Annotated in this window: 18 protein-coding genes, 2 tRNA genes and 1 pseudogene; 17 read left to right on the forward strand and 4 right to left on the reverse strand. The window is 67.0% G+C overall.

What is annotated here, in order from left to right:
• Window positions 1–7: 7 nt before the first annotated feature.
• The gene (gene modA, locus IP93_RS13720) at window positions 8–784 is read right to left on the reverse strand and encodes a molybdate ABC transporter substrate-binding protein (RefSeq protein ID WP_144816647.1); all 777 of its coding nucleotides are present in this window, start codon (window positions 782–784) and stop codon (window positions 8–10) included.
• Window positions 785–924: 140 nt separating this feature from the next.
• Between modA and ffh the strand changes: the two genes are divergently transcribed.
• The 6 genes and pseudogenes from ffh (at window position 925) to IP93_RS13750 (ending at window position 5,418) form a co-directional block, all read left to right on the forward strand.
• Window positions 925–2,292: a signal recognition particle protein gene (gene ffh / locus IP93_RS13725; protein WP_144816649.1), complete on the forward strand. Its 1,368-nt coding sequence runs from the start codon at window positions 925–927 to the stop codon at window positions 2,290–2,292.
• 115 nt (window positions 2,293–2,407) lie between these two features.
• Window positions 2,408–2,665 (forward strand): 30S ribosomal protein S16, encoded by a 258-nt coding sequence (gene rpsP / locus IP93_RS13730; protein ID WP_036138587.1) that lies wholly within the window; start codon window positions 2,408–2,410, stop codon window positions 2,663–2,665.
• Window positions 2,666–2,693: 28 nt separating this feature from the next.
• The gene (gene rimM / locus IP93_RS13735; RefSeq protein ID WP_144816650.1) at window positions 2,694–3,215 is read left to right on the forward strand and encodes a ribosome maturation factor RimM; all 522 of its coding nucleotides are present in this window, start codon (window positions 2,694–2,696) and stop codon (window positions 3,213–3,215) included.
• A 128-nt stretch (window positions 3,216–3,343) separates the two neighbouring features.
• Window positions 3,344–4,066, forward strand: a pseudogene (gene trmD, locus IP93_RS13740) (tRNA (guanosine(37)-N1)-methyltransferase TrmD); the annotation flags it as partial.
• 327 nt (window positions 4,067–4,393) lie between these two features.
• Window positions 4,394–4,810, forward strand: a complete 417-nt coding sequence (gene rplS, locus IP93_RS13745) for a 50S ribosomal protein L19 (protein ID WP_144816652.1) — start codon at window positions 4,394–4,396, stop codon at window positions 4,808–4,810.
• Between the two features lie 197 nt (window positions 4,811–5,007).
• Window positions 5,008–5,418 (forward strand): RNA-binding S4 domain-containing protein, encoded by a 411-nt coding sequence (locus tag IP93_RS13750; protein ID WP_144816654.1) that lies wholly within the window; start codon window positions 5,008–5,010, stop codon window positions 5,416–5,418.
• Window positions 5,419–5,463: 45 nt separating this feature from the next.
• Here IP93_RS13750 and IP93_RS13755 read toward each other — a convergent pair whose 3' ends face one another.
• Window positions 5,464–6,072, reverse strand: a complete 609-nt coding sequence (locus IP93_RS13755; protein ID WP_144816656.1) for a DUF937 domain-containing protein — start codon at window positions 6,070–6,072, stop codon at window positions 5,464–5,466.
• A 160-nt stretch (window positions 6,073–6,232) separates the two neighbouring features.
• On the opposite strand from IP93_RS13755, the gene IP93_RS13760 reads away from it, so the two are divergent.
• A complete protein-coding gene (locus IP93_RS13760; protein WP_158636355.1) occupies window positions 6,233–7,219 on the forward strand; it encodes a methyltransferase in 987 nt (328 codons plus the stop codon).
• Between the two features lie 89 nt (window positions 7,220–7,308).
• Here IP93_RS13760 and IP93_RS13765 read toward each other — a convergent pair whose 3' ends face one another.
• Window positions 7,309–8,826, reverse strand: coding sequence for a catalase (locus IP93_RS13765; RefSeq protein ID WP_144816660.1), 1,518 nt, complete (start codon window positions 8,824–8,826; stop codon window positions 7,309–7,311).
• A 234-nt stretch (window positions 8,827–9,060) separates the two neighbouring features.
• Window positions 9,061–11,655 carry a DNA mismatch repair protein MutS gene (gene mutS / locus IP93_RS13770; RefSeq protein ID WP_144816662.1) on the reverse strand — a complete coding sequence of 865 codons (2,595 nt, stop codon included), beginning with the start codon at window positions 11,653–11,655 and terminating at the stop codon, window positions 9,061–9,063.
• Window positions 11,656–11,907: 252 nt separating this feature from the next.
• On the opposite strand from mutS, the gene IP93_RS13775 reads away from it, so the two are divergent.
• The 10 genes from IP93_RS13775 to IP93_RS13820 all read left to right on the forward strand — a co-directional run bounded on the left by IP93_RS13775 (window position 11,908) and on the right by IP93_RS13820 (window position 22,511).
• Window positions 11,908–14,472 carry a TonB-dependent receptor gene (locus IP93_RS13775; protein ID WP_144816663.1) on the forward strand — a complete coding sequence of 855 codons (2,565 nt, stop codon included), beginning with the start codon at window positions 11,908–11,910 and terminating at the stop codon, window positions 14,470–14,472.
• 130 nt (window positions 14,473–14,602) lie between these two features.
• A complete protein-coding gene (locus IP93_RS13780; RefSeq protein ID WP_144816665.1) occupies window positions 14,603–15,103 on the forward strand; it encodes a CinA family protein in 501 nt (166 codons plus the stop codon).
• A gap of 77 nt (window positions 15,104–15,180) precedes the next feature.
• A complete protein-coding gene (gene lexA / locus IP93_RS13785) occupies window positions 15,181–15,873 on the forward strand; it encodes a transcriptional repressor LexA (RefSeq protein ID WP_144816667.1) in 693 nt (230 codons plus the stop codon).
• Between the two features lie 188 nt (window positions 15,874–16,061).
• Window positions 16,062–17,099 carry a recombinase RecA gene (recA, locus tag IP93_RS13790; RefSeq protein ID WP_144816669.1) on the forward strand — a complete coding sequence of 346 codons (1,038 nt, stop codon included), beginning with the start codon at window positions 16,062–16,064 and terminating at the stop codon, window positions 17,097–17,099.
• Between the two features lie 49 nt (window positions 17,100–17,148).
• A complete protein-coding gene (recX, locus tag IP93_RS13795; RefSeq protein ID WP_144816688.1) occupies window positions 17,149–17,655 on the forward strand; it encodes a recombination regulator RecX in 507 nt (168 codons plus the stop codon).
• 279 nt (window positions 17,656–17,934) lie between these two features.
• Window positions 17,935–20,586, forward strand: coding sequence for an alanine--tRNA ligase (gene alaS, locus IP93_RS13800; protein WP_144816670.1), 2,652 nt, complete (start codon window positions 17,935–17,937; stop codon window positions 20,584–20,586).
• 137 nt (window positions 20,587–20,723) lie between these two features.
• Window positions 20,724–20,927, forward strand: coding sequence for a carbon storage regulator CsrA (gene csrA, locus IP93_RS13805; protein ID WP_144816672.1), 204 nt, complete (start codon window positions 20,724–20,726; stop codon window positions 20,925–20,927).
• A 66-nt stretch (window positions 20,928–20,993) separates the two neighbouring features.
• Window positions 20,994–21,086: transfer RNA gene (locus tag IP93_RS13810), tRNA-Ser, on the forward strand.
• 115 nt (window positions 21,087–21,201) lie between these two features.
• A tRNA-Arg gene (locus IP93_RS13815) sits at window positions 21,202–21,278 on the forward strand.
• A gap of 243 nt (window positions 21,279–21,521) precedes the next feature.
• Complete coding sequence (locus IP93_RS13820) at window positions 21,522–22,511, forward strand: SAM-dependent methyltransferase (protein ID WP_144816674.1); 990 nt, start codon at window positions 21,522–21,524, stop codon at window positions 22,509–22,511.
• Window positions 22,512–22,818 lie beyond the last annotated feature (307 nt).

Here is a 22,818-nt window from a genome sequence, read left to right on the forward strand (position 1 = left end):
GCACGCGTCAGTCGTAACCCAGCGCGCGGATGCGCGCGCGCACCGGCGCGCTGCGCAGGTATTGCAGGAAACCACGGGCCGCGGCGTTGCCTTCACCGTGCTTGAGCAGCACCGCTCTCTGCACGATGGGCGCATGCCACGACGCCGGCACCTCCCAGCTCGAGCCGGGGGTGGTCTTGCGCGCCTCCAGCACCAGCGAGCGCGGCAGCAGGCCCAGCGGTGCGGCGCCGCTGACCACGAACTGCGTGGCCTGGCCGATGTTCTCGCCCATCACCACGCGCGGCTGAAGCGCATCCCACCGGCCCACGTGACGGAGGGCCTCGCGTGCGGCGGCGCCATAGGGCGCCAGTTCTGGGTTGGCGATGGCGAGCCGGTCGATGTGGCCGCGGCGGAGCAGCGCCTCGCCGTCCTTCACCATGCCGGGATCGCGGCTCCACAGCACCAGCCTTCCAATGGCGTAGTCGTGCAGTGTCGCACCGTCGGCCAGGCCCTCGGCGACCAGCTTGCGCGGGGTGGTGTCGTCGGCCGCCAGCAGCGCATCGAAGGGCGCCCCGTTGCGGATCTGCGCGTACAGCTTGCCTGTGGACGCCGCGCTGATCTCGATGCGGTGGCCACTCTGGCGGCCGTAGTCGACGGCGAGCTGGCGCGCGGCATCGGCGAAGTTGCTGGCCACCGCAACACGGGCCTGTGCAGCCACCGCGACCCGGGCCTGTGCGGCCATACCGGTGCCCGGCACCCACGCGGCCAGCGCCAGCAGGACGGCCAGGGCTCGTGTGAAACGCATGTCGCCTCATTCCTTGGTGCGGTCGCGGCGAGTCTAGCGCGTCTGCCCGCCGGCCCGGCTGATGGAGGTCAACCGCTATACTTGCCAGTCCGCTGTTCCGTCCTGCCGCCTCCCCGCATCCCCCGCAAGGTCCTGCCCGCATGTTCGAATCCCTCACCCAGCGCCTCTCCGGCACCATCGAGCGCCTGCGCGGCCGCGGCCGGCTGACCGAGGAGAACATCCGCGAGTCGCTGCGCGAGGTGCGGATCGCCCTGCTGGAGGCCGACGTGGCCCTGCCGGTGGTGCAGGCCCTGATCGAGCGCATCAAGGTGCGCGCCGTAGGCCAGGAGGTCCTGAAGTCGCTGACCCCGGGCCAGGCCCTGATCAAGATCGTCCGCGACGAAATGACCGCGGTGATGGGGTCGCAGGCCGCCGACCTGAATCTCAACGTGCCGGCGCCGGCGGTCATCCTGATGGCCGGTCTGCAGGGCGCGGGCAAGACCACCACCGTCGCCAAGCTGGCCAAGCACCTCAAGGAAAAGCGCAAGAAGAAGGTGATGGTGGTGTCGGCGGACGTGTACCGCCCGGCCGCCATCGAGCAGCTGAAGACACTGGCGCAGCAGGTGGACGTGCTGTTCTTCCCATCCAGCGCCGACCAGAAGCCCGAAGCGATCGTGAAGGCCGCCATCGACGACGCGCGCAAGTCGTTCGTCGACGTGCTGCTGGTCGACACCGCTGGCCGCACCAGCATCGACGACGCGATGATGGCCGAGATCAAGGCGCTGCACGCCGCCGTGAATCCGGTCGAGACCCTGTTCGTGGTCGACTCGATGACCGGCCAGGACGCCGCCGTCACCGCCAAGCACTTCGGTGAGGCACTGCCGCTGACCGGCGTGGTGCTGACCAAGACCGACGGTGACGCCCGTGGCGGCGCCGCGTTGTCGGTGCGTTACATCACCCAGCGCCCGATCAAGTTCATAGGTGTCGGCGAGAAGCCCGACGGCCTGGATGTGTTCCACCCCGACCGCATCGCCAGCCGCATCCTCGACATGGGCGACGTGCTGTCGCTGGTCGAGCAGGTGGAGCAGCAGGTCGACAAGGACAAGGCGCAGAAGCTCGCCGAGAAGGTCGCCAAGGGCAAGAAGTTCGACCTCAACGACATGCGCGACCAGCTCGAGCAGATGCAGAACATGGGCGGCATCGGCGGCCTGATGGACAAGCTGCCGGGCATGGGCAAGATCCCCGACGAGGTGAAGAGCCAGGTCACCGGCAAGGAAGTGCCGCGCATGATCGCCATCATCAACTCGATGACGAAGAAGGAGCGCCGCAACCCGGGCCTGCTGAATGGCAGCCGCCGCGCGCGCATCGCCAAGGGCGCCGGCATGACCCCGGCCGACGTCAACAAGCTCATGAAGCAGTTCCAGCAGATGGAAAAGATGATGAGCAAGCTGGCGGGCGGCGGCATGAAGGGGCTCATGCGCGGGATGAAGGGCATGATGGGCGGCCGCGGGTCGATGCCGTTCCGTTAAGGCGGGCCACCCCGGCAGGGGCAGCCCGTTCATCTTGCCGCAGTGCCGCAATTCCCTCTATAATCGCCGGCTTACCCTGCCATCCCGGCAGCTGGGCAACACAGAGAGCAACCTCATGGTCAAGATTCGACTGACCCGCGGCGGCGCCAAGAAGCGTCCGTTCTACCACATCATCGTGACCGACAGCCGCAGCGCCCGCGACGGCCGCAACATCGAGCGCGTCGGTTTCTACAACCCGGTTGCCCAGGGCAACGAGAAGCGCGTCGAGCTGAACGTCGAGCGCGTGAAGCACTGGGTCGCCAACGGCGCGCAGCTGACCGACAAGGTCGCCGTGCTGTACAAGGAAGCGGCCAAGGCCGCTGCCTCGGCCTGATCCCCTGGCTGCGCCCGAGCGCGTAGCCATGGAGACGAAAGACCCCGGGCGCCACATCCTGCTGGGCAGGATGATTGGCGCCCTTGGTTTACGTGGGGACGTGAAAATCGAGTCCTGGACCGAGTCCCGCGAGACCATCTTCCGCTACCAGCCGTGGGTCCTGCGTTCGCCGCAGGGCACGCAGGACGTCGTGTCCGGCATCCGCGGCCGCGACACCGGCAAGCACGTGCTCGCCCAGATTCCGGGCGTGGCCGACCGCGACGCCGCCGAGGCGCTGCGTGGCACCGAAATCCTCGTGCCGCGTTCCGCGCTGCCGCCGCCCAAGCCCGGCGAGTACTACTGGGTGGACCTGGAAGGGCTGCGCGTGGTCAACGTGGAAGGCGTTGAGCTGGGCACGGTCTCGCACCTGTTCTCCACCGGCGCCAACGACGTGGTGGTGGTCCGCGATGACGAGCGCGAGCGCATGATTCCCTTCGTGCAGCCGCAGTTCGTCACCGACATCAATTTCGACACCGGTGTGATCACGGTCGACTGGGCCCCGGAGTTCTGAGCTCCCGGTGCGTCTGCGCACGTATCGCATTCCGGTTGCGGCATGCGTCGTTTTCCGGTTCGGCATGAGCTCTTGAGGGATCGGCGCCAGCCTGCCGCCCGGTCAGATTCCACGAGGCAACCAACAGCATGCGCTTCGACATCATCAGCCTGTTCCCCGAGTTCGTCGCCCAGTGCGCCGCGTTCGGCGTGGTCGGGCGGGCAGGGGAGCGCGGGGTGCTGTCGGTGCACGGCTGGAACCCGCGCGACTACGCCGAAGGCAATTACCGCCGCGTGGACGACCGCCCCTTCGGCGGCGGCCCCGGCATGGTGATGATGATTGAGCCACTGCGCGCCTGCTTGGCCGACGTTCGTGCCGCCGACCCTTCGCCGGCCCGCGTGGTGTACATGAGCCCGCAGGGCGCGCCCCTGACCCAGGCCAAGGTGCGTGAACTGGCTGCCCATCCCCGTCTCGTGCTGCTGTGCGGTCGCTACGAAGGCGTGGACGAGCGCTTCCTGCAGGCCGAGGTCGACGAGGAAATCTCCATCGGCGACTACGTGCTCTCCGGTGGCGAGCTGGCGGCGGCCGTGGTGCTGGATGCCGTGGCCCGCCTGCAGGAGGGGGCGCTCAATGACGCCGAGTCCGCCGTGCAGGACAGCTTCGAGGACGGCCTGCTGGACTGCCCGCACTACACCCGCCCGGTGGAGCATGCGCTGGGCAACGTCCCGCCGGTGCTGCTGTCGGGCAACCACGCCGAGATCGCCAAGTGGCGCCGGCAGCAGTCGCTGGGCCGCACCTGGCTGCGCCGCCCGGACCTGCTGGACGAGTCTGCATTGTCCAAGGCCGATCGCAGGTTGCTGGAGGGCTTTCGCGCAGCGCAGGCAGTGGAGGCCGTCTCCGTATCGAATGAGACAGGCTCCGTGTCCCGGGCTTCCCCGCCAGCATCGGATCCTGTCGAAGCGGCCTCCGGGGCCGAGCCCATCGCCAGGCCCGGCAGCGGGCCGGCAACCAGCGCCCCCGCCGCACCCACCCCCGGCGTGCCGGAGCCGCCTTCGGCCGGCCAGCGACTAGCCGCCAAGAGAAAAACTCCGCTATAATGCGCGGCTTAGCTATACCCTTGCGTCACCCATAAGCTCCATCCACATGCCAGACGCGGGTCCACGTGCACTCGCGCTACAACGAATCCAACAGGCCGGACCATGAACAAGCCCTCGCTCAACACGCTGCTGCAGAACTTCGAAGCCGAACAGATCCAGCGCAAGCTGCCGGACTTCGCCCAGGGCGACACCGTCGTCGTCAACGTCAAGGTGAAGGAAGGCAACCGTGAGCGCGTGCAGGCTTACGAGGGCGTGGTCATCGCCATCAAGAACGGCGGCCTGAACTCCTCGTTCACCGTGCGCAAGATCTCGCACGGCTACGGCGTGGAGCGCGTGTTCCAGACCCACAGCCCGACCATCGACTCGGTCGAGGTCAAGCGCCGTGGCAAGGTCCGCGCCGGCAAGCTGTACTACCTGCGTGGCCTGGAAGGCAAGAAGGCGCGCATCAAGGAAGACCTGGCCGGCAACGCCAAGGCCAAGGCTGCGGCCGCCGCGGCCGCTGCTGCTTCCGCCGAGTAATTCGCGCAGGGTGGGCCGAGAGGTCCATCGCGCAGCAAACGGCCGCCCCTGGGCGGCCGTTTTCGTTTCGCGTCCGGTTGACGATGCGGTCGCCGCAGCACTCGCATCGGTCCGCGTGCTCGCGTGGCGTGAACGAACGCCTCGTCACGACGACGTCGCTGATTGATTCCCGCACGCCCGCCATCATCATGTGACTTGTGACTTCAGCACTCGCCACTGCCAGCGACACCGTCCGCCTCGACCTGTGGTTGTGGGCGGCGCGCTTCTACAAGACCCGAGCGTTGGCCAAGCACGCCATCGAGACCGGCAAGGTCGAAGTCGGTGGGCAACGCGCCAAGGCCTCGCGATCGGTGCGCATCGGCGACGCCTTGAAGGTCGGCCGTGGCGAGGAGGTATTCCTGGTGGAGGTGCGGGGGCTCAGCGACAACCGAGGCCCGGCCAACGTTGCCCAGCAACTGTACCTGGAGAGTGAGGCCTCGCGGCTGCAGCGTGAACAGACACGCGCGCTTCGCATGGCCGAACGCAACGGCTATCGGGCACCCGAAACCAAGCCGGACAAGCGCGCCCGTCGCCTGATCCGTGCGTTGGGCGACATCGACGCGATGTGACCAGCGGGCGCGGCGGGCAGAGGGTCCGCCGGCCCGCCGCTAGCGTCAGCGCTTGCCGCCCAGCATCCCGCCGCCGAGCTTGAGCAGGTCGCCCAGGCCCAGTTGCCCGTCGCCATCCTGATCGAGCACCGCGCCCAGCAGGCCGCCGCCCACGCCGCCCTGCTGACGGATCTGCTGCTGTTCCTGGCCGAGGATGTCGCCCAGCCCCTGCGGCGTGCTCGCTGCCGCCTGGCCCTGCCCGAACATGCGCTTGCCCAGGTAGGCCATGACGATGGGGGCCAGCACCTTCAGCAGCATGTTGGCCTGGTCGCCCTGCAGCCCGGTGGCGGCGCCCAGGCCTTGAGTTGCACCTTGCTGACGCGCACCGAAGATGTGGCCCAGGATCTGCTCACCCTGTCCGCCACCACCCAGCACGCTTCCCAGCAGGCCGCCCAGGTCGCCCGGGGTGGCATGGTCGCGTTGCAATGCGCCAAACAACGATTCCGCCCCCGCCGGCTGGCTGGCGTTCTTGCCCAAGGCCCCCATCAGCAGCGGCAGCGCGGCCGCGACGGCACCGGACGCCTGCTCCCGGGGCAGCCCCAGTTGTTGGCTGATCTGCTGCAGAGGCTGGCCCTGCAGTTGCGACAGCAGGTCATTGGCAAGGGATGCGGACATTGTCGTCTTCCATGGGTGAGAGTGACCCAAGCCTAGCGTGGGTCCGTTGACCGGCATGTGATGGGCGCCCGTTCAGGCCATGGCCGGCCGGATGACAGTTTGGCGTCGCTGTAATCAGGGTTGTCAGGGATGCCAGGCGCAGAAGGTCGAGGATGCCCTCATGCCGGATTGCGGTCCGCTAGGTACGTTGCAGCAGATGGCTGGCGGCTACTGCGTGAGCCGATGCCTGCACGCGGTCGTTGAACTGGGCGTGGCGGACGCCATCGGGGAGCAGCCTGTCGATACAGGCACGTTGGCCGAGGCGGTGGGCGCCAACCGCGATGCCCTGGGTCGCGTCCTGCGGCTGTTGGCCGCACACGGCGTATTCGCGCTGGACCATGGGCGGTATTCCCATACCCCGGCTTCGCGCCAGTTGCGCGAGGACCATCCGCAGTCGATGCGTGCGCTCGTGCGCATGTTCGGACTGCCGCTGTTCTGGGACGCCTACGGCGTCTTCGGTCATTCAGTACGTACAGGACGGCCTTCCATCGAGTTGCTGCAGCCCGATGGCCTGTGGAACTGGTTTGCACGCAACCCGGAAGCGGCGGGAATCTTCGACGCCGCCATGGTCGCCAAGGCAAGCGGCCAAGTGGATGCCGTGCTGGCCGCCTACGACTTCAACCGGTTCGGGCTGGTAGGCGACATCGGCGGTGGGCGCGGGCACCTGCTCAGGGCGGTGCTGGAGGCATGCCCCGGGGCAAAGGGCATCCTGTTCGACCTGCCGCACGTCATTGCGGGCGTCGCGCCGGCGTCGCGGATGGAATGCAGGAGTGGCGACTTCTTCGTGGATGCACTGCCCAGTTGCGATGCCTACCTGTTGATGGAGGTGCTACACGACTGGGATGACGACCATGCGCTGGTCCTGCTCAAGGCCATCCGACGTGGTGCACCGCCCGGTGCGACACTGCTGTTGATCGAGGCGTTGATTCCGACAGAGCCCGGACCGGACTTCGCACACATGCTCGACATCCACATGCTGACTCTGGTCGGTGGTCGGCAACGCACGTCTGACGACTACGCTTACCTGCTGCGCAATGCCGGCTTTGGCCAATCACGCACGCTGGACACTGGCGGCGGGGTGTCGATCATGGAGGCGATCGCGTGTTGAGTGGCGTTGCACCGCATGAGCCGAGGTGCATCCAGGTTGGACCAGGCTCCCGTGCCCCCACAAGGACAGGGCACGGGAGTCGCCAAGCCTTACCGCTCCTCGCCCAGGCTGTTGGGCGAGGTGGTGCCGGCAAAGGCGCCCAGCTTGCGTAGCGCCGCATCCACGCCCGCGCCATAGGCCGGGTCGGCCTTGGTGCAGTTGTCCACGTGGCGCTGCTTGATGAAGTCCGGTGCGTCGCCCATGGCGCGGGCGGTGTTGTCGAACAGCACTTGCTGCTGCGCCGGGGTCATCAACCGGAACAGGTCCCCGGGCTGCTTGTAGTAGTTGGCATCGTCGTCGCGGTAGTTCCACCAGTCCGCATCGCCGTTGATCTGCAACGGCGGCTCGCGGTACTGCGGTTGCTCCTGCCACTGCTGGAAACTGTTGGGCTCGTAGTGCGGCAGGCGGCCGTAGTTGCCATCCACGCGGCCGGCGCCGTCGCGGTGGTTGCTATGCACCGGGCAGCGCGCGGCGTTGACCGGGATCTGGTGGTAGTTCACGCCCAGGCGGTAGCGCTGCGCATCGGCGTAGTTGAACAAGCGGGATTGCAGCATCTTGTCCGGCGATACGCCAATGCCGGGCACCAGGTTGCTGGGTGCGAACGCACTCTGCTCGACATCGGCGAAGAAGTTCTCCGGATTGCGGTTGAGCTCGAACTCACCGACCTCGATGAGCGGGTAGTCGCCCTTCGGCCACACCTTGGTCAGGTCGAACGGGTGGTAGGGCACCCGCTCCGCCTCGGCCTCGGGCATGACCTGGATGTACATCTTCCACTTGGGGAACTCGCCGCGCTCGATGGCGTCGAACAGGTCGCGCTGGTGGCTCTCGCGGTCGTTGCCGATGATCCCGGCGGCCTCGGCGTCGGTCAGGTTCTTGATGCCCTGCTGGGTGCGGAAGTGGAACTTGACCCAGTAGCGCTCGCCCTTCTCGTTCCAGAAGCTGTAGGTATGCGAACCGAAGCCGTGCATGTGCCGGTAGCTGGCCGGAATGCCGCGGTCGCTCATCACGATGGTGACCTGGTGCAGTGCCTCGGGCAGCAGCGTCCACCAGTCCCAGTTGTTGGTGGCCGAGCGCAGGTTGGTGCGCGGGTCGCGCTTGACCGCCTTGTTGAGGTCAGGGAACTTGCGCGGGTCGCGGATGAAGAACACGGGGGTGTTGTTGCCCACCATGTCCCAGTTGCCTTCCTCGGTGTAGAACTTCAGCGCGAAGCCGCGGATGTCGCGTTCGGCATCGGCCGCGCCGCGCTCGCCGGCCACGGTGGTGAAACGGGCGAACATCTCGGTCTTCTTGCCTGCCTTGGAGAAGATCGCGGCGCGCGTGTACCTGGTGATGTCATGGGTGACGGTGAAGGTGCCAAAGGCACCCGAGCCCTTGGCGTGCATGCGCCGCTCGGGGATGACTTCGCGCACGAAGTTGCCGAGCTTCTCGTGCAGCCACACGTCCTGCGCCAGGAGCGGGCCGCGCGGGCCGGCGGTGAGGCTGTTCTGGTTGTCCGGCACTGGAGCGCCGAATTGCGTGGTGAGGTGGGTGACCGGACACTTCTTGCCGTTGTCGGAAGGCTTGTTCATGGCGACTCCTGTCGTTGGCGGGGAGGAGCTTTGACGATAGACGCGACGAAGCCGCAAAGGAAGTTGAACTTTGCAAACAGGTTGATAGGTTCAAGCTATCGAATGGTGCGCGGCGACGCTGTCTGTCCATTGGAACGCGGACTCAAGCGCAGGCAGGCAATCCCCCGGACTTGTACTGCAAAGCCGGGGGTCTTGTGACAGGCGAACGGACGGGGAAGCAGGCGTGCCTGGCGTTCAGCCAAGCGCCTTGAGCCGATACAGCGCTTCCAGCGCCTGTTTGGGAGTCAGTTCGTCCGGGTCGATGGATGCCAATGCATCCAACGCGGCGGAGCTTGGCGCAAACAGGCCGAACTGCTGCGGCTGGTCCAGCGCCGGAGCGGCCATCGACGGCTGCGGCGCGTCACGGCTCTGTCGCTCCAGCTCCGCCAGCCGGCCGCGCGCCTGTTTCACCACGGCCTTCGGCAGGCCGGCCAGGGCCGCCACCTGCAGTCCAAAGCTGCGGTCGGCGGGGCCGTCCTTCACCGCGTGCATGAACACCAGTTGCTCGCCGTGTTCCACCGCGTCCAGGTGCACGTTGGCGATGCCGCTGCCAGGTTCGGCCAGCGTGGTCAGCTCGAAATAGTGCGTGGCGAACAGGGTGAAGGCGCGGTTGGCCTGCGCGAGGTGGCGGGCGCAGGCTTCCGCCAGGGCGAGGCCATCGTAGGTGGAGGTGCCGCGGCCGATCTCGTCCATCAACACCAGCGACTGGTCGGTGGCGTGGTGCAGGATATAGCTGGTCTCGCTCATCTCCACCATGAAGGTGGATTGGCCGCGGGCGAGATCGTCGCCAGCGCCGATGCGGGTCAGGATGCGGTCGATGGGGCCCATTTCCGCGCGTGTGGCCGGCACGAAGCTGCCGATGTGCGCCAGCAACACGATCAGCGCGTTCTGCCGCATATAGGTGCTCTTGCCGCCCATGTTGGGGCCGGTGATGACCAGCATGCGGCGGCGGCCGTGCGCTTCGGTGTCTCCCAGTACCAGGTCGTTGGGCTCGAACGGGTCCTTGCGCACCGCTTCCACCACCGGGTGGCGGCCGCGTTCGATGCGCAGGCCGGGTTCGGCGCTGAGTTGCGGTTGTGACCAGTCCAGCGCCTGCGCGCGTTCGGCGAAGCAGGACAGCACGTCCAGTTCGGCCAGCGCCGCCGCGCAATGCTTGAGCGGCCCAAGACGCGCGTTGAGCGCATCGAGGATGCCTTCGTACAGCAGGCGCTCGCGCGCCAGCGAGCGTTCGCGCGCCGACAGCACCTTGTCTTCGAACTGCTTCAGCTCTTCGGTGATGTAGCGCTCGGCGTTGGCCAGTGTCTGCCGGCGGGTGTAGTGGGTCGGCGCCTTCTCGGCCTGCGCCTTGCTGATCTCGATGTAGTAGCCGTGGACGCGGTTGTAGCCCACCTTGAGCGTCGGAATGCCACTCGTTTCACGCTCGCGCACCTCCAGGTCCAACAGGAACTGGTCGGCATGGGTGGACAGGCGACGCAGCTCGTCCAGTTCATGGTCGTAGCCTTCGGCGAAGACGCCGCCGTCGCGGGCGAGCACCGGTGGCTGCGGCACGATGGCGCTGCGCAGCAGGTAGGCCTGCTCGTCGTGTTCGCCCAGTTCGGCCGCGAGGGCGGCCAGCAGTGGCGAGTCCAGCCGCGCCAGTTGCGCGCGCAGTGCCGGCAACATCGCCAGTCCGTCGCGCAGGGTGGACAGGTCGCGCGGCCGCGCGCTGCGCAGTGCGACGCGCGAGAGGATGCGCTCGAGGTCGCCGATGGCGCGGAACTCGTCGCGCAGGTCATCGCCGGCGCGCGCTTCCAGCAGCGTGGCCACGGCGTGGTGGCGCTGGCGCAGCAACCCCTGGTCGCGCAGCGGGCGATGCAGCCAGCGACGCAGCAGGCGGCCGCCCATCGGGGTGATGGTGCTGTCGAGCACGCCCAGCAGGGTGTGCTTGCTGTCGCCATCGATGCGGCTGTCCAGTTCCAGGTGGCGGCGGGTGGCGGCATTCATGGCGATGGCGCCATCGCCGGACTCCACCGCCATGGAGGTCAGGTGCGGCAGACGCTGCTTCTGGGTCTCCTCCACGTAGCCCAGCAGTGCGGCGGCGGCGGCCACGGACAGCGGCTTGTCCTCCAGCCCGAAGCCGGTCAGGTCGTGCAGGTTGAAGAAGCGCAGCAGTTGGCGGCGACCGCTGTCGGCGTCGAACAGCCACGGCGGACGGCGTCGCATGCCCAGCCGGGTCTCGACGAAGGGCGGCCAGCCCTCCTCGTCGGCCACCAGTGTCTCGGCGGGCTCCAGTCGTGCCAACTCCGCTTCCAGCGCGTCCTCGGTGGCCACTTCGTTGACCAGGAAGCGGCCACCGGCAAGATCGGCCCAGGCCAGGCCGTAGCCCGTCTTGCCGCGCGCAACGGCCATCAGCAGGGTGTCGCGACGCTCATTGAGCAGCGCCTCGTCGGTGACCGTGCCCGGGGTGACGATGCGCACCACCTTGCGCTCGACGATGCCCTTGGCCAGAGCCGGATCGCCGATCTGCTCGCAGATGGCCACCGACTCGCCCAGTGCCACCAGCCGCGCCAGATACCCCTCGGCGGCGTGGTGCGGCACGCCCGCCATCGGGATCGGCTGTCCGGCGGAGCTGCCGCGCTGGGTCAGGGTGATGTCCAGCAGCCGCGCGGCCTTGCGGGCGTCGTCGTAGAACAGCTCGTAGAAGTCGCCCATCCGGAAGAACAGCAGCACGTCGGGGTGCTCGGACTTCGCCGCGAAGAACTGCTTCATCAACGGGGTGTGTTCGGGCGTCTTCTCGGCAATCTGGGTCATTCGGTGGGCTGGTCGCTTAGCGGGGTCGTGGCGGGCGTACGTGCGCGCCGAGGGCCGATTGTAGCCATTGCGAAGGGTGGGCCGGACAGCCGGATGCCTGCCGGTTGCTGCTTTGCAGCGTGTACTGGATCGGGGGCGTGCTAGCTTCGCCCCAAGTGGCCGGAATGCGGCTGTAACGGCGCGAATCCGGCTTTCAGGGGGACGGGCGGAAGGGGCGGGGGCCCCGGAGCCCAACATTCGGGGGGAGCCACAATGGCATCACGCACGCTGCAACGTCATGGCCTGTCGCAGGCCGTCGCCACCATCCTGGTCCTGGCGTTCGCCGCGCCACTCGCCGCACAGCAGGCGCCCACCCAGCCACCGGAGGAGGAAAAGGCCACCACGCTGGCGGCGGTCACCGTGACCGCGCAGAAGCGCGAGGAGGCGATGCAGGACGTTCCCATCATGGTTACCGCCTTGCCGGAACAGCTGTTGCGCGATTCCGGCGTGCGCGACGTGAAGGACGTGCAACTGCTGGTGCCGGGCCTCACCGTGACCAGCACCCAGAGCGAAGTGCAGACCACCGCCCGGATTCGCGGCATCGGCACGGTGGGCGACAACGCCGGGCTGGAGTCGTCGGTGGGCGTGCTCATCGACGGGGTTTACCGCCCGCGCAACGGCGTGGGTTTCGGCGACCTGGGTGAACTGGAGCGCATCGAAGTGCTCAAGGGGCCGCAGGGCACGGTGTTTGGCAAGAACACCTCCGCCGGCGTGATCAACGTGATCACCCGCAAGCCCGACTACGAAACCTCCGCCGAAGGCGAGTTGACGTTTGGCAACTACGGTGCGGTGGGCGCGGCCGGCACGTTCAACAGCGCGCTGGGCGAAAGTGCGGCTTTCCGCGTGTACGGCGCCAAGCGCAAGCGCGATGGGTTCATCGATGTGCGCACCGGCGAAGGTCCGCGTCGCGAGACCGAGGACGGTGACCAGGACTTCCACACGCTGCGCGGCCAGTTGCTGCTGGAGCCCAGCGACCGCCTCGACATCCGCATCAGCGGCGACTTCACCAGCCGCGAGGAGAACTGCTGCGCCGGCCTGACCGTGGTGCGCGGCGCCACGGCCCGCATCATCGATGCGCTGGCCACCGACGAGGGCGTCGTGCCCGTGGCCGACCCCTTCGCCCGGGTGGCCTACAGCAACCGCAGCACCGAGCAGGACATCAAGGACAAGGGCGTGGCCGCCCACGTTGACTGGGTCACGCCGTGGTTTGGCGAGGCAACGCTGAGTTCGATCACCGCCTGGCGCGACTGGGGTGCGATCAACGGCCTTGACTACGATTACAGCAGTGCCGACATCCTCTATCGCAACGCAGAGAAGGATGAGTCGTTCACCGGCTTCGAGACCTTCAGCCAGGAAATCCGCCTCACCGGCTCGACCGATCGCGTCGACTGGATGGTGGGGGCGTTCTATGCGGACGAGGACCTGACGCGCAACGAGACCTACCGCATCGGGCCCGACTACGAGCCCTACCTGTCCATCGCGCTGCTGTCGATGATCAACCCCGCGCTGGGCACGTCGCCCACCGCGCCGCTGTTCCTGTCGCAGGCCAGTGGGCGGCCGTTCGGCACGGCGTTCGCCGGTCTCGGGGCCGATGACCAGTACCGCCAGAATGCCACCAGCACCGCGTTGTTCACCAACAACACCTGGCACGCCACCGACGCGCTCGACCTGACGCTGGGCCTGCGTTACACGCGGGAAAAGAAGGAACTGCGTTCGGTGTACAGCAATCCCAATGGTGGCGTGGGGTGCGGGTCGATGCTGGCCAACCAGTCGCGCGTGGTCGCGGCACTGATGGCCCGTGGGCTGACACAGGCCCAGGCCATAGGGGCGACACCCACCGTGATCGGTTTCAGCTGCCTGCCGTGGACCAACCCGCTGCATAACGGCCGTTCGACCAACCAGGAGCGGGAGGAGAAGGAGTGGTCGGGCACGCTCAAGGCGGCTTACCGCTGGAATGGGAACGTGATGGCCTACGTCTCGGCGGCGCGCGGGTACAAGGCCGGCGGCTTCAACCTTGACCGGGTGCAGTCGGCCACCGGACTTTCCATTGACGGTGCGGGCATTCGCCCGGTCAACGACACGTCTTTCGAGGGCGAATTCGTCGACAGCTACGAGCTGGGCGCCAAGACCACGTGGCTGGGTGGCAACCTGCTGCTCAACGGCACGCTGTTCCACCAGACCTACGAGGACTTCCAGCTCAACAGCTTCCTCGGCACCAGCTTCGTGGTGCGTTCCATTCCCGAGGTCACCTCCAAGGGCCTGGACGCCGAGCTGATGTGGCAGGCCACCAAGGGGCTGCTGCTGCAGGGCGGCTTCACCTACGCGCGCACGCGCTATGCCGACACGATTCCCGGGGTGGATTTCGTTGCGCCGACAGGAGCGCTGTACAAGCTGCCGGGTGCGCAGGTCAGCTTCGCACCGGACTGGTCGGGTTCGGTGGCCGTGACGTATGAGCACGGCTTCAGTGGCGGGCTGGTGGGGCGCTTCAACATTGGCGCCAAGTACATGTCCGACTACAACACCGGCTCGGACCTGGATGTGGAGAAGGCGCAGGACGCCTTCACGGTGGTCAACGCGCGCATCGGTATCGGCCGCAAGGACAACCGCTGGATGGTCGAGCTGTGGGCGCAGAACCTTTTTGACGAGGAATACGTCCAGGTGGGCTTCGACGCGCCGCTGCAGAACGTTTCGCCGCAACCGGGCAACCCGTTCAACTCGTACAACGCGTTCCTGGGTGCGCCGCGCACCTATGGCGTGACCTTCCGGGTGGCCTACTGACCCACCGGGCCGGGGTCGGGCGCGTTCACCAGCCCACCCTGTCCAGACAAAGCGGCCGCGCGCCGGATTCCAGGCGCGTGGCCGCCAGTGCCGCTGTTGGCCATGGACGCCCAACCGGTATAGTCGCCGCATGAACGTCGACGTCTCCGATGCCGCGCTGTGCGCACTGGCCGACCAGGTGGGCCGCAACGCCCTGGCCAACCACCAGACCCTGGTCACCGCCGAAAGCTGCACCGGCGGGTGGATCGCCAAGACCCTGACCGATATTGCCGGCTCATCGTCATGGTTCGAGTGCGGCATGGCTGCGTACAGCTACGAAGCCAAGCAGGCTCTGCTTGGCGTGCGGCCACAGACCCTGGAAGAACACGGGGCCGTCAGCCGCGAGACGGTCATCGAAATGGTCTCGGGCGCACTGGTCCATTCCGGGGCCACGGTGGGCGTAGCGGTGACCGGTATCGCCGGACCGGGGGGCGGTACCGAGGACAAGCCGGTGGGCACTGTCTGGATTGCGTGGAAAAAGCGGGGCGGTTACCCCACGGCCGTGGTATTCCACTTCGACGGCGACCGCGAGGCGGTGCGTCGGCAGACGGTGGCGGCCGCGCTGCATGGCCTGCTTGACCTGATGAACTGAGGCGACGGACCGCGTGGGGGATGTCCGCGGGCAGGGAGGGCTTGCGGGGTCGTCCAGTTAGTAGTATTACTACTAACATGCAGATCACCGACACCCAGCACGCCATCCTGGAACTGGTCGCCGCCCGCATCGCACGGGACGGGCTGCCGCCCTCGCAGACCGAGATCGCCGCGGCCATGGGCTTCAGCAGCGTCCGCGCGGCGCAATACCACCTTGAAGCCCTGGAGCAGGCCGGGGTCATCCGCAAGGTGCCGGGCAAGGCCCGTGGACTCCGGTTGACCGAGGCAGGCCTGGCAGCGCTGGGGCGCGCAGGGGATGGCGATGACGTCACGTCCGCCGATCTGCTGCCTCGCGGAGGGGTGGCTGCCAATGGTGCGCCTGACGATGCCCTTCGTTTGCCGGTGCTGGGGCAGGTCGCGGCGGGCCGTCCCATCGGCGCCGATATCGGGTCCGATGACTACGTCCTGCTGGACCGTGTCTTCTTCTCGCCGGCACCTGACTACCTGCTCAAGGTGAAGGGCGATTCGATGATTGACGAAGGCATCTTCGACGGTGATCTGATTGGCGTGCACCGTACCCCGGACGCCCGCTCCGGGCAGATCGTGGTGGCCCGTGTCGACAACGAGATCACCGTGAAGCTGCTGAAGATCGGTCGTGATCGAATCCGCCTGCTGCCCCGCAATCCCGACTACGAACCCATCGAGGTGTCGCCCGACCAGGACTTCGCCATCGAGGGTCTGTATTGCGGCCTGGTGAGGCCCAACCGGTGAGGGTGCCGTCGCGCCGTCGGCTTTTCCTATGTCGCGCGGCGGTTCGTTCCTACACAGCGGCGCGGCCTGGCCCGCTGCCACGCTCCCCGCGACGCCCCTAATGTTTCTCGGGTGGCAGGGTCTCAGTCTGTGCGACCTGCCACCCCTACAGTGATCCCAACATACGAATGCCACCAAGGAACCCGACGATGGACGAGAACAAGAAGCGCGCCCTTTCCGCTGCCCTGGGCCAGATCGAGAAGCAGTTCGGCAAGGGCTCGGTGATCCGCATGGGCGATCGCGCGGTCGAGGCCGCCGAGGTCATCGGCACCGGTTCGCTGATGCTCGACATCGCGCTGGGCATTGGCGGCCTGCCGAAGGGCCGCGTGGTGGAGATCTATGGGCCGGAATCGTCGGGCAAGACCACGCTGACCCTGCAGGCGATCGCCGAATGCCAGAAGCAGGGCGGCACTGCGGCCTTCATCGACGCCGAGCACGCGCTCGACCCGGTGTACGCGACCAAGCTGGGCGTGAACCTCGACGACCTGCTGGTCTCGCAGCCGGACACCGGCGAACAGGCGCTGGAAATTGCCGACATGCTGGTCCGTTCCAATGCCGTGGACATGGTGGTGGTCGACTCGGTCGCCGCGCTGACCCCCAAGGCCGAAATCGAAGGCGAGATGGGCGACCAGCTGCCGGGCCTGCAGGCCCGCCTGATGAGCCAGGCGCTGCGCAAGCTGACCGGCAACATCAAGCGCTCCAACTGCCTGGTGATCTTCATCAACCAGCTGCGCATGAAGATCGGGATCATGATGCCGGGCCAGAGTCCGGAAACCACCACCGGCGGCAACGCGCTCAAGTTCTATGCCTCGGTGCGCCTGGACATCCGCCGCATCGGCGCGATCAAGAAGGGTGACGAGATCATCGGCAACCAGACCCGCATCAAGGTGGTCAAGAACAAGATGGCGCCTCCGTTCAAGCAGGTCGTCACTGAGATCCTCTACGGCGAGGGCATCTCCCGCGAGGGCGAGCTGATCGACATGGGCGTGGAGGCCAAGCTGGTCGACAAGTCCGGTGCCTGGTACAGCGTGGGCGACGAGCGCATCGGGCAGGGCAAGGAAAATGCCCGCCAGTACCTCAAGGACAACCCCGCCCTGGCCCAGCGTCTGGAAGCGTCGCTGCGCGAGAAGTTCGTACCGGCCGAAGCCCGTCGCGACGAAGCCGATGACGCCGGCTCGGACGACTGATTTCTTGGCTGCGTGCCTCGGCTCCCGCGGGGGCTGAGACGTCATGGGCATGGACGGCAATGGCGATGAGGGCGCGCCTCCACCGCGCGCACGCCGCAAGCGGGCCGAGCCGACCCCGGTGCAGCGGGCCATCGGCCTGCTGAGCCGGCGCGAGCACTCGCGCCGGGAGCTGACCCGCAAGCTCAAGGTCCGGGGTGTCGAGGACGACGCGGCAAAGGCGGCAGTGGGCCGCCTTGCCCACGACGGCTGGCAGGACGATGCCCGCTTTGCCGAAAGCCTGGTCCGCAGCCGCTCCGCCAGCGGCTACGGCCCCCTGCACATCCGCGCCGAACTGGGCACCCACGGCCTGGACCGTGATGCGGTGGCCGCCGCCATGGACACCTTCGACGGTGACTGGGCTGCCAACGCCCGTGACCTGGTCCGCCGCCGCTACGGCACCGAGGCCCTGGCCGACATTGCCGCACGCCGCAAGGCCGCAGACCTCCTGGCGCGCCGCGGCTTCGACGTCGACACCATCCGCTCCGCCACCCGCTACGATCCGGACGACGCAGAGTGACGGGAGGCTGCTCCAATCGTGGGCACCCAACCGCACACGCGCTCTGCTCTTCAACACGCCCACAACGTCCGGAGCGCCCCCGGGCGGGTGTCGCAACCAAGCGGATAACGGGCCGCGACTTGCGGCACCTGCCCGGGGGCGCCCTCCAGCCAACCCCCAACCTGCTACCCTAGTCGGCTATTCCGGCTTCTGGTTGCCTGCTCGAAACCACTGCCCCATTGTGGCGGTATCGGCGGGCCGACCCGGCGCCGCCCCCGCATTCGACTTTGCGTGCCAGGCATGAAAACCACCAGCGACATCCGCCGCGACTTCCTCGAGTTTTTCCGCAGCAAGGGCCACACCATCGTGCCGTCGGCGCCGCTGGTCCCGGCCAACGACCCGACCCTGCTGTTCACCAACTCGGGCATGGTCCAGTTCAAGAACGTGTTCCTGGGCAGCGAGAAGCCCGGTTACGTGCGCGCCGCGGACGTGCAGCGCTGCCTGCGTGCCGGCGGCAAGCACAACGATCTCGACCAGGTCGGCTACACCGCCCGCCACCACACCTTCTTCGAGATGCTGGGCAACTGGTCGTTCGGCGATTACTTCAAGGAAGAGGCCATCGCCTGGGCCTGGGAACTGCTGACCCAGGTGTGGGGCCTGGACCCGCACCGCCTGCTGGTCACCATTTACCACACCGATGACGAGTCCTTCGACATCTGGCACAAGAAGATCGGCCTGCCTGCCGACCGCATCATCCGCATCGGCGACAACAAGGGCGCGCCGTTCGCCTCCGACAACTTCTGGCAGATGGCCGACACCGGCCCCTGCGGCCCGTGCACCGAGATCTTCTACGACCACGGCGCGCACATCGCCGGCGGTCCGCCGGGCAGCCCGGACGAGGACGGCGACCGCTACATCGAGATCTGGAACAACGTCTTCATGCAGTTCGACCGCCAGCCCGACGGCACCCTGGTGCCGCTGCCGGCGCCGTGCGTCGACACCGGCATGGGCCTGGAGCGCCTGGCCGCCGTGCTGCAGGGCGTGCACGGCAACTACGACATCGACCTGTTCCAGCACCTGATCCGCAAGGCCGCCGAGTTCACCGGCACTGCCGACCTGCAGAACAAGTCGCTGCGCGTCATTGCCGACCACATCCGCGCGTGCGCGTTCCTGATCGTCGATGGCGTGCTGCCGAGCAATGAAGGCCGCGGTTACGTCCTGCGCCGCATCATCCGCCGCGCGCTGCGCCACGGCTGGATGCTGGGCCAGAAGGGTCCGTTCTTCAGCCGCATGGTCGCGCCACTGGTCGAGGTGATGGGCGAGGCCTATCCCGAACTGGCCGCCAAGCAGGAGTTCGTGGAGAAGGCGCTGCTGGCCGAGGAGGAGCGCTTCGCCGAAACGCTGGACTCGGGCATGCGCATCTTCGACGAAGTGGCCGACAAGGCTCGTGCCGCCGGTGGCGCGCAGCCGGTGATCGCCGGCGCCGACGCCTTCCGCCTGTACGACACCTACGGCTTCCCGGTGGACCTGACCGCCGACATCGCCCGCGAGCGCGGCCTGTCGGTCGACATGGACGGCTTCGAGGCCGCCATGGAGCAGCAGCGCGAGACCGCGCGCGCCGCCGGCAAGTTCGGCAACGCCACCACCATGCCGGCCGAGCTGGCGGCACAGCTGTCGCCGACGCAGTTCCTCGGCTACGACAAGCTCACCGACGGCGGCCTTGAGGTCGTCGCGCTGCTGAAGGATGGCCGCCCCGTCGACGCCATCGAGGCGGGCGACGAGGCCGTGGTCATCCTCGACCGTACCCCGTTCTACGCCGAAAGCGGCGGCCAGGTCGGCGATGCCGGCGAGCTGGACGAGAAGGGCAGCCGCTTCCAGGTGCGCGACACGCTGAAGTTCGCCGGCCAGTTCCATGGTCACATCGGCAAGCAGCTCAATGGTGGGCTGAAGCGCGGCGACCGCGTGATGGGCGCCGTGGATGCCGCCCGCCGTGGCGCCACCGTGCTCAACCACTCAGCTACCCACCTGTTGCACGCCGCGCTGCGCAGCGTGCTGGGCACCCACGTGACCCAGAAGGGTTCGCTGGTCGCCCCCGAGCGCCTGCGCTTCGACTTCTCCCACTTCCAGCCGCTGACCGCCGCCGAACTCGCCGAGATCGAGCGCCGCGTCAACGTCGAGATCCGCCACAACCACGCGGCCGAAGTGCGCCACATGGGCATGCAGGACGCGCTGGACTTCGGCGCCATGGCCCTGTTCGGCGAGAAGTACGGCGACGAGGTGCGCGTGCTGCGCATGGGCGAGACATCCACCGAGCTGTGCGGTGGCACCCACGTTTCACGTACCGGCGACATCGGCGTGTTCAAGATCGTGTCCGAAGGCGGTGTCTCCGCCGGCGTGCGCCGCATCGAGGCGCTGACCGGGCAGGGAGCGCTGGACTACATCGCCACCGGGGAGCAGCGTCTGGACGAAGCCGCGCGCCTCCTGGGGGGTAATGCAGCCGACGTCACCGACAAGCTCAAGGCCTTGTTGGACCGCCAGAAGAAGCTTGAGCGCGAGGTCGAGGCCCTCAAGGCCAAGGCCGCCTCGGGTGCGACCGCCGACTTGGCCGGTTCGGCCGTGGACGTGCGTGGTGTGCGGGTAATAGCCACGCGACTGGAGGGATTCGATGCGAAGGCGTTGCGCGATGCGATGGACCGGCTCAAGCAGCAGTTGGGGGATGCGGTAATCGTCCTGGCAGGTACAACCGACGGCAAGGCGGCCCTGGTCGCCGGCGTGGCCGGCAGTGCCCTGGGCCGGATCAAGGCCGGGGAACTGCTGGGTCACATCGCGGGTCAGATCAATGGCAAGGGCGGCGGACGCCCGGACATGGCCCAGGGTGGTGGCGACGATGGTCCCGGGTTGGTTTCGGCCTTGGCAGCCGTGCCGACTTGGGTGGATGATCGGTTGGGCTGACTGGCGGGTGGCCGGGTTGCTTGTCCAAGGCTGCCCGGGCATTGATAATTGACGACTTGCCCGAAATATCGGAAGCCCCGGCGAGCGGGGCGTAACGCGCCGGTCCCTGGAATGGAACTGGCCTAGGAGAAAGACAGATGCTTATCCTGACGCGCCGCGTCGGCGAAACCCTGATGATCGGTGACTCGGTCACCGTCACCGTGCTTGGGGTAAAGGGCAACCAGGTTCGTATCGGCATCACCGCACCGAAGGATGTTGCGGTGCACCGCGAAGAGATCTACCAGCGCATCCAACAGGGTAGCGACGCAGGCAACAGCGGCGCCGGCGACGACCAGTCCTGATAAAAAAGTTTGATCCCGGCGGCCCGAGCGTTTATGCTCTGCGCCCCGCGTGGAAGTGTTTGTCGCGGAGACTTGCCCGAGAGGCCGAAGGGGCTCCCCTGCTAAGGGAGTATAGGGTCAAAAGCTCTATCGAGGGTTCGAATCCCTCAGTCTCCGCCAGTTCCACCCATCGCTCGTCGATGGCTTTTTTGCAGTGTTTTCATCAAGCTGCGAGAAAATGCGGTAACGAAATTGTTGACGAATCTGAAAGATCCCGTCATACTTTTTTGACTACGCGCCCGTAGCTCAGCTGGATAGAGCACCAGGCTACGAACTTGGGGGTCGGAGGTTCGAATCCTTCCGGGCGCGCCATACAAAAAGCACAAGGGTCAATGAGTCTACGCTCATTGGCCCTTTTGTTTTTTTTGCCCATGAAGCGGTTTTAGTACTGCCCTCCCGGGAATCCCGGAGCACGTTCGGCCGGCCTGATCACGCGGGCACGGCGTGGCCTTGTCGCTCTGCGTGATCTTCACGACCTTGCCGCGTGCCCTCCGGATGGCCGAAGGCCGACACCGGCACCGTTGACCTTAAAGACTCATCGGCCGCGGAGAATCCATGTGCATCATCCTGAAGCACCGCGAGGCCCTCATTCGTGTCGAGGCGCGCCAAGACCAGCGGGCGATCACGGTGGAACCGGCGGCCGGCCTGTTCATGCCGGTCAGGAAGTGGGTTACCAGCTACCCGCCGGAATTGATCGAGCACGTTCTCAGGGTCAAAGGGCCAGCGTTTCTCTGTGATGAAATCATGCGGGACGAGAGCCCAAAGTATGTTCAGCACCGTTTCCACTGGGACCTCCTGAGCTACGTCGCAACGGAAGATTGGGTCGGGCGGCGCGTGCTCGACTTCGGTTCGGGAAGCGGCGCCTCCAGCATGGTGCTCTCCAGGATGTTCCCCAGGGCCGAGATCGTGGGCGTCGAATTGATGCCCGAGTACGTCGCCCTCGCCGAGCACCGGGCCGCCTTCCACCAGGTGGGCGACCGGGTCAGTTTCCAGCTGTCGCCGGACCCTAAGTGCTTGCCAGCGAATATTGGCGAGTTCGACTACGTCGTGCTGTCCGCCGTCTACGAGCACCTGCTCCCGGAGGAGCGGCAGACCGTCCTCGCCCTGGTCTGGTCACGCCTGAAGCCCGGCGGCGTGATGTTCGTCAATGAAACGCCAAATCGCTGGTTTCCGATTGAAACCCACACGACCGGTCTCCCCCTCATCAACTACCTGCCGGACAGGCTGACGCTGCATTGTGCGCGCCGATTCTCGCAACGGGTGAATACCGATGAATCATGGTCGCAGTTGTTGCGCCGGGGCATCCGCGGTGGCACGGCGCGGGAGATATTGGGGATCCTGAACCGGGACGGGAACACCGCCGAACTCCTTACGCCCACGCGCCTTGGGGTCAAGGACCGCATCGACCTCTGGTACCAGTCATCCACGAGCGCGCAAAAGACGCTGGCTAGGCAGATCGTGATGTGGGGTTACCGGGCCATCGAGGCAGCCGTCGGGGTGACTATGACCCGCGACCTGTCGCTGGCCATACGCAGAGCGCACTAATCGTCGCTTCCACGGGCTTGGGCACGCCCTCGACGGACGGGCGCCGCCTTTGGGCAAGCGCGGTCCCGTCCGCCCGGAGATGCGCCATGGCCAGACGCGACAAGCCGTTGCGCGCCGAAGTCCGGATCGATGACCCGTACGCGCTCCATCGCGCTTGAGGAAGCTCATTGGCTCTTCTGTTCTTCTGTCACGCTTGGCCTTGGGCCGAGACCAAGCGTGGCGGCCTCGCTCCGACGGCACACGCTGACCTGCCCAATCGACTCAGCGCGTTGTGCCCAAGGGACCGATGCGCAAGACCAGCGCGCCG

Origin of the sequence: Aerolutibacter ruishenii (assembly GCF_007830115.1) — a bacterium.
GTDB classification, from domain to species: domain Bacteria; phylum Pseudomonadota; class Gammaproteobacteria; order Xanthomonadales; family Xanthomonadaceae; genus Aerolutibacter; species Aerolutibacter ruishenii.

What these genes read in the sequence shown, in the direction of transcription:
- recA (WP_144816669.1), top strand. Translation starts at nt 16,062, where the DNA reads ATGGACGAGAACAAGAAGCGCGCCCTTTCCGCTGCCCTGGGCCAGATC.
- lexA (WP_144816667.1), top strand. Translation starts at nt 15,181, where the DNA reads ATGCAGATCACCGACACCCAGCACGCCATCCTGGAACTGGTCGCCGCC.
- IP93_RS13780 (WP_144816665.1), top strand. Translation starts at nt 14,603, where the DNA reads ATGAACGTCGACGTCTCCGATGCCGCGCTGTGCGCACTGGCCGACCAG.
- IP93_RS13775 (WP_144816663.1), top strand. Translation starts at nt 11,908, where the DNA reads ATGGCATCACGCACGCTGCAACGTCATGGCCTGTCGCAGGCCGTCGCC.
- IP93_RS13755 (WP_144816656.1), bottom strand. Translation starts at nt 6,072, where the DNA reads ATGTCCGCATCCCTTGCCAATGACCTGCTGTCGCAACTGCAGGGCCAG.
- ffh (WP_144816649.1), top strand. Translation starts at nt 925, where the DNA reads ATGTTCGAATCCCTCACCCAGCGCCTCTCCGGCACCATCGAGCGCCTG.
- IP93_RS13760 (WP_158636355.1), top strand. Translation starts at nt 6,233, where the DNA reads ATGCCGGATTGCGGTCCGCTAGGTACGTTGCAGCAGATGGCTGGCGGC.
- recX (WP_144816688.1), top strand. Translation starts at nt 17,149, where the DNA reads ATGGACGGCAATGGCGATGAGGGCGCGCCTCCACCGCGCGCACGCCGC.
- alaS (WP_144816670.1), top strand. Translation starts at nt 17,935, where the DNA reads ATGAAAACCACCAGCGACATCCGCCGCGACTTCCTCGAGTTTTTCCGC.
- mutS (WP_144816662.1), bottom strand. Translation starts at nt 11,655, where the DNA reads ATGACCCAGATTGCCGAGAAGACGCCCGAACACACCCCGTTGATGAAG.
- rimM (WP_144816650.1), top strand. Translation starts at nt 2,694, where the DNA reads ATGGAGACGAAAGACCCCGGGCGCCACATCCTGCTGGGCAGGATGATT.
- rplS (WP_144816652.1), top strand. Translation starts at nt 4,394, where the DNA reads ATGAACAAGCCCTCGCTCAACACGCTGCTGCAGAACTTCGAAGCCGAA.
- csrA (WP_144816672.1), top strand. Translation starts at nt 20,724, where the DNA reads ATGCTTATCCTGACGCGCCGCGTCGGCGAAACCCTGATGATCGGTGAC.
- rpsP (WP_036138587.1), top strand. Translation starts at nt 2,408, where the DNA reads ATGGTCAAGATTCGACTGACCCGCGGCGGCGCCAAGAAGCGTCCGTTC.
- IP93_RS13765 (WP_144816660.1), bottom strand. Translation starts at nt 8,826, where the DNA reads ATGAACAAGCCTTCCGACAACGGCAAGAAGTGTCCGGTCACCCACCTC.
- modA (WP_144816647.1), bottom strand. Translation starts at nt 784, where the DNA reads ATGCGTTTCACACGAGCCCTGGCCGTCCTGCTGGCGCTGGCCGCGTGG.
- IP93_RS13820 (WP_144816674.1), top strand. Translation starts at nt 21,522, where the DNA reads ATGTGCATCATCCTGAAGCACCGCGAGGCCCTCATTCGTGTCGAGGCG.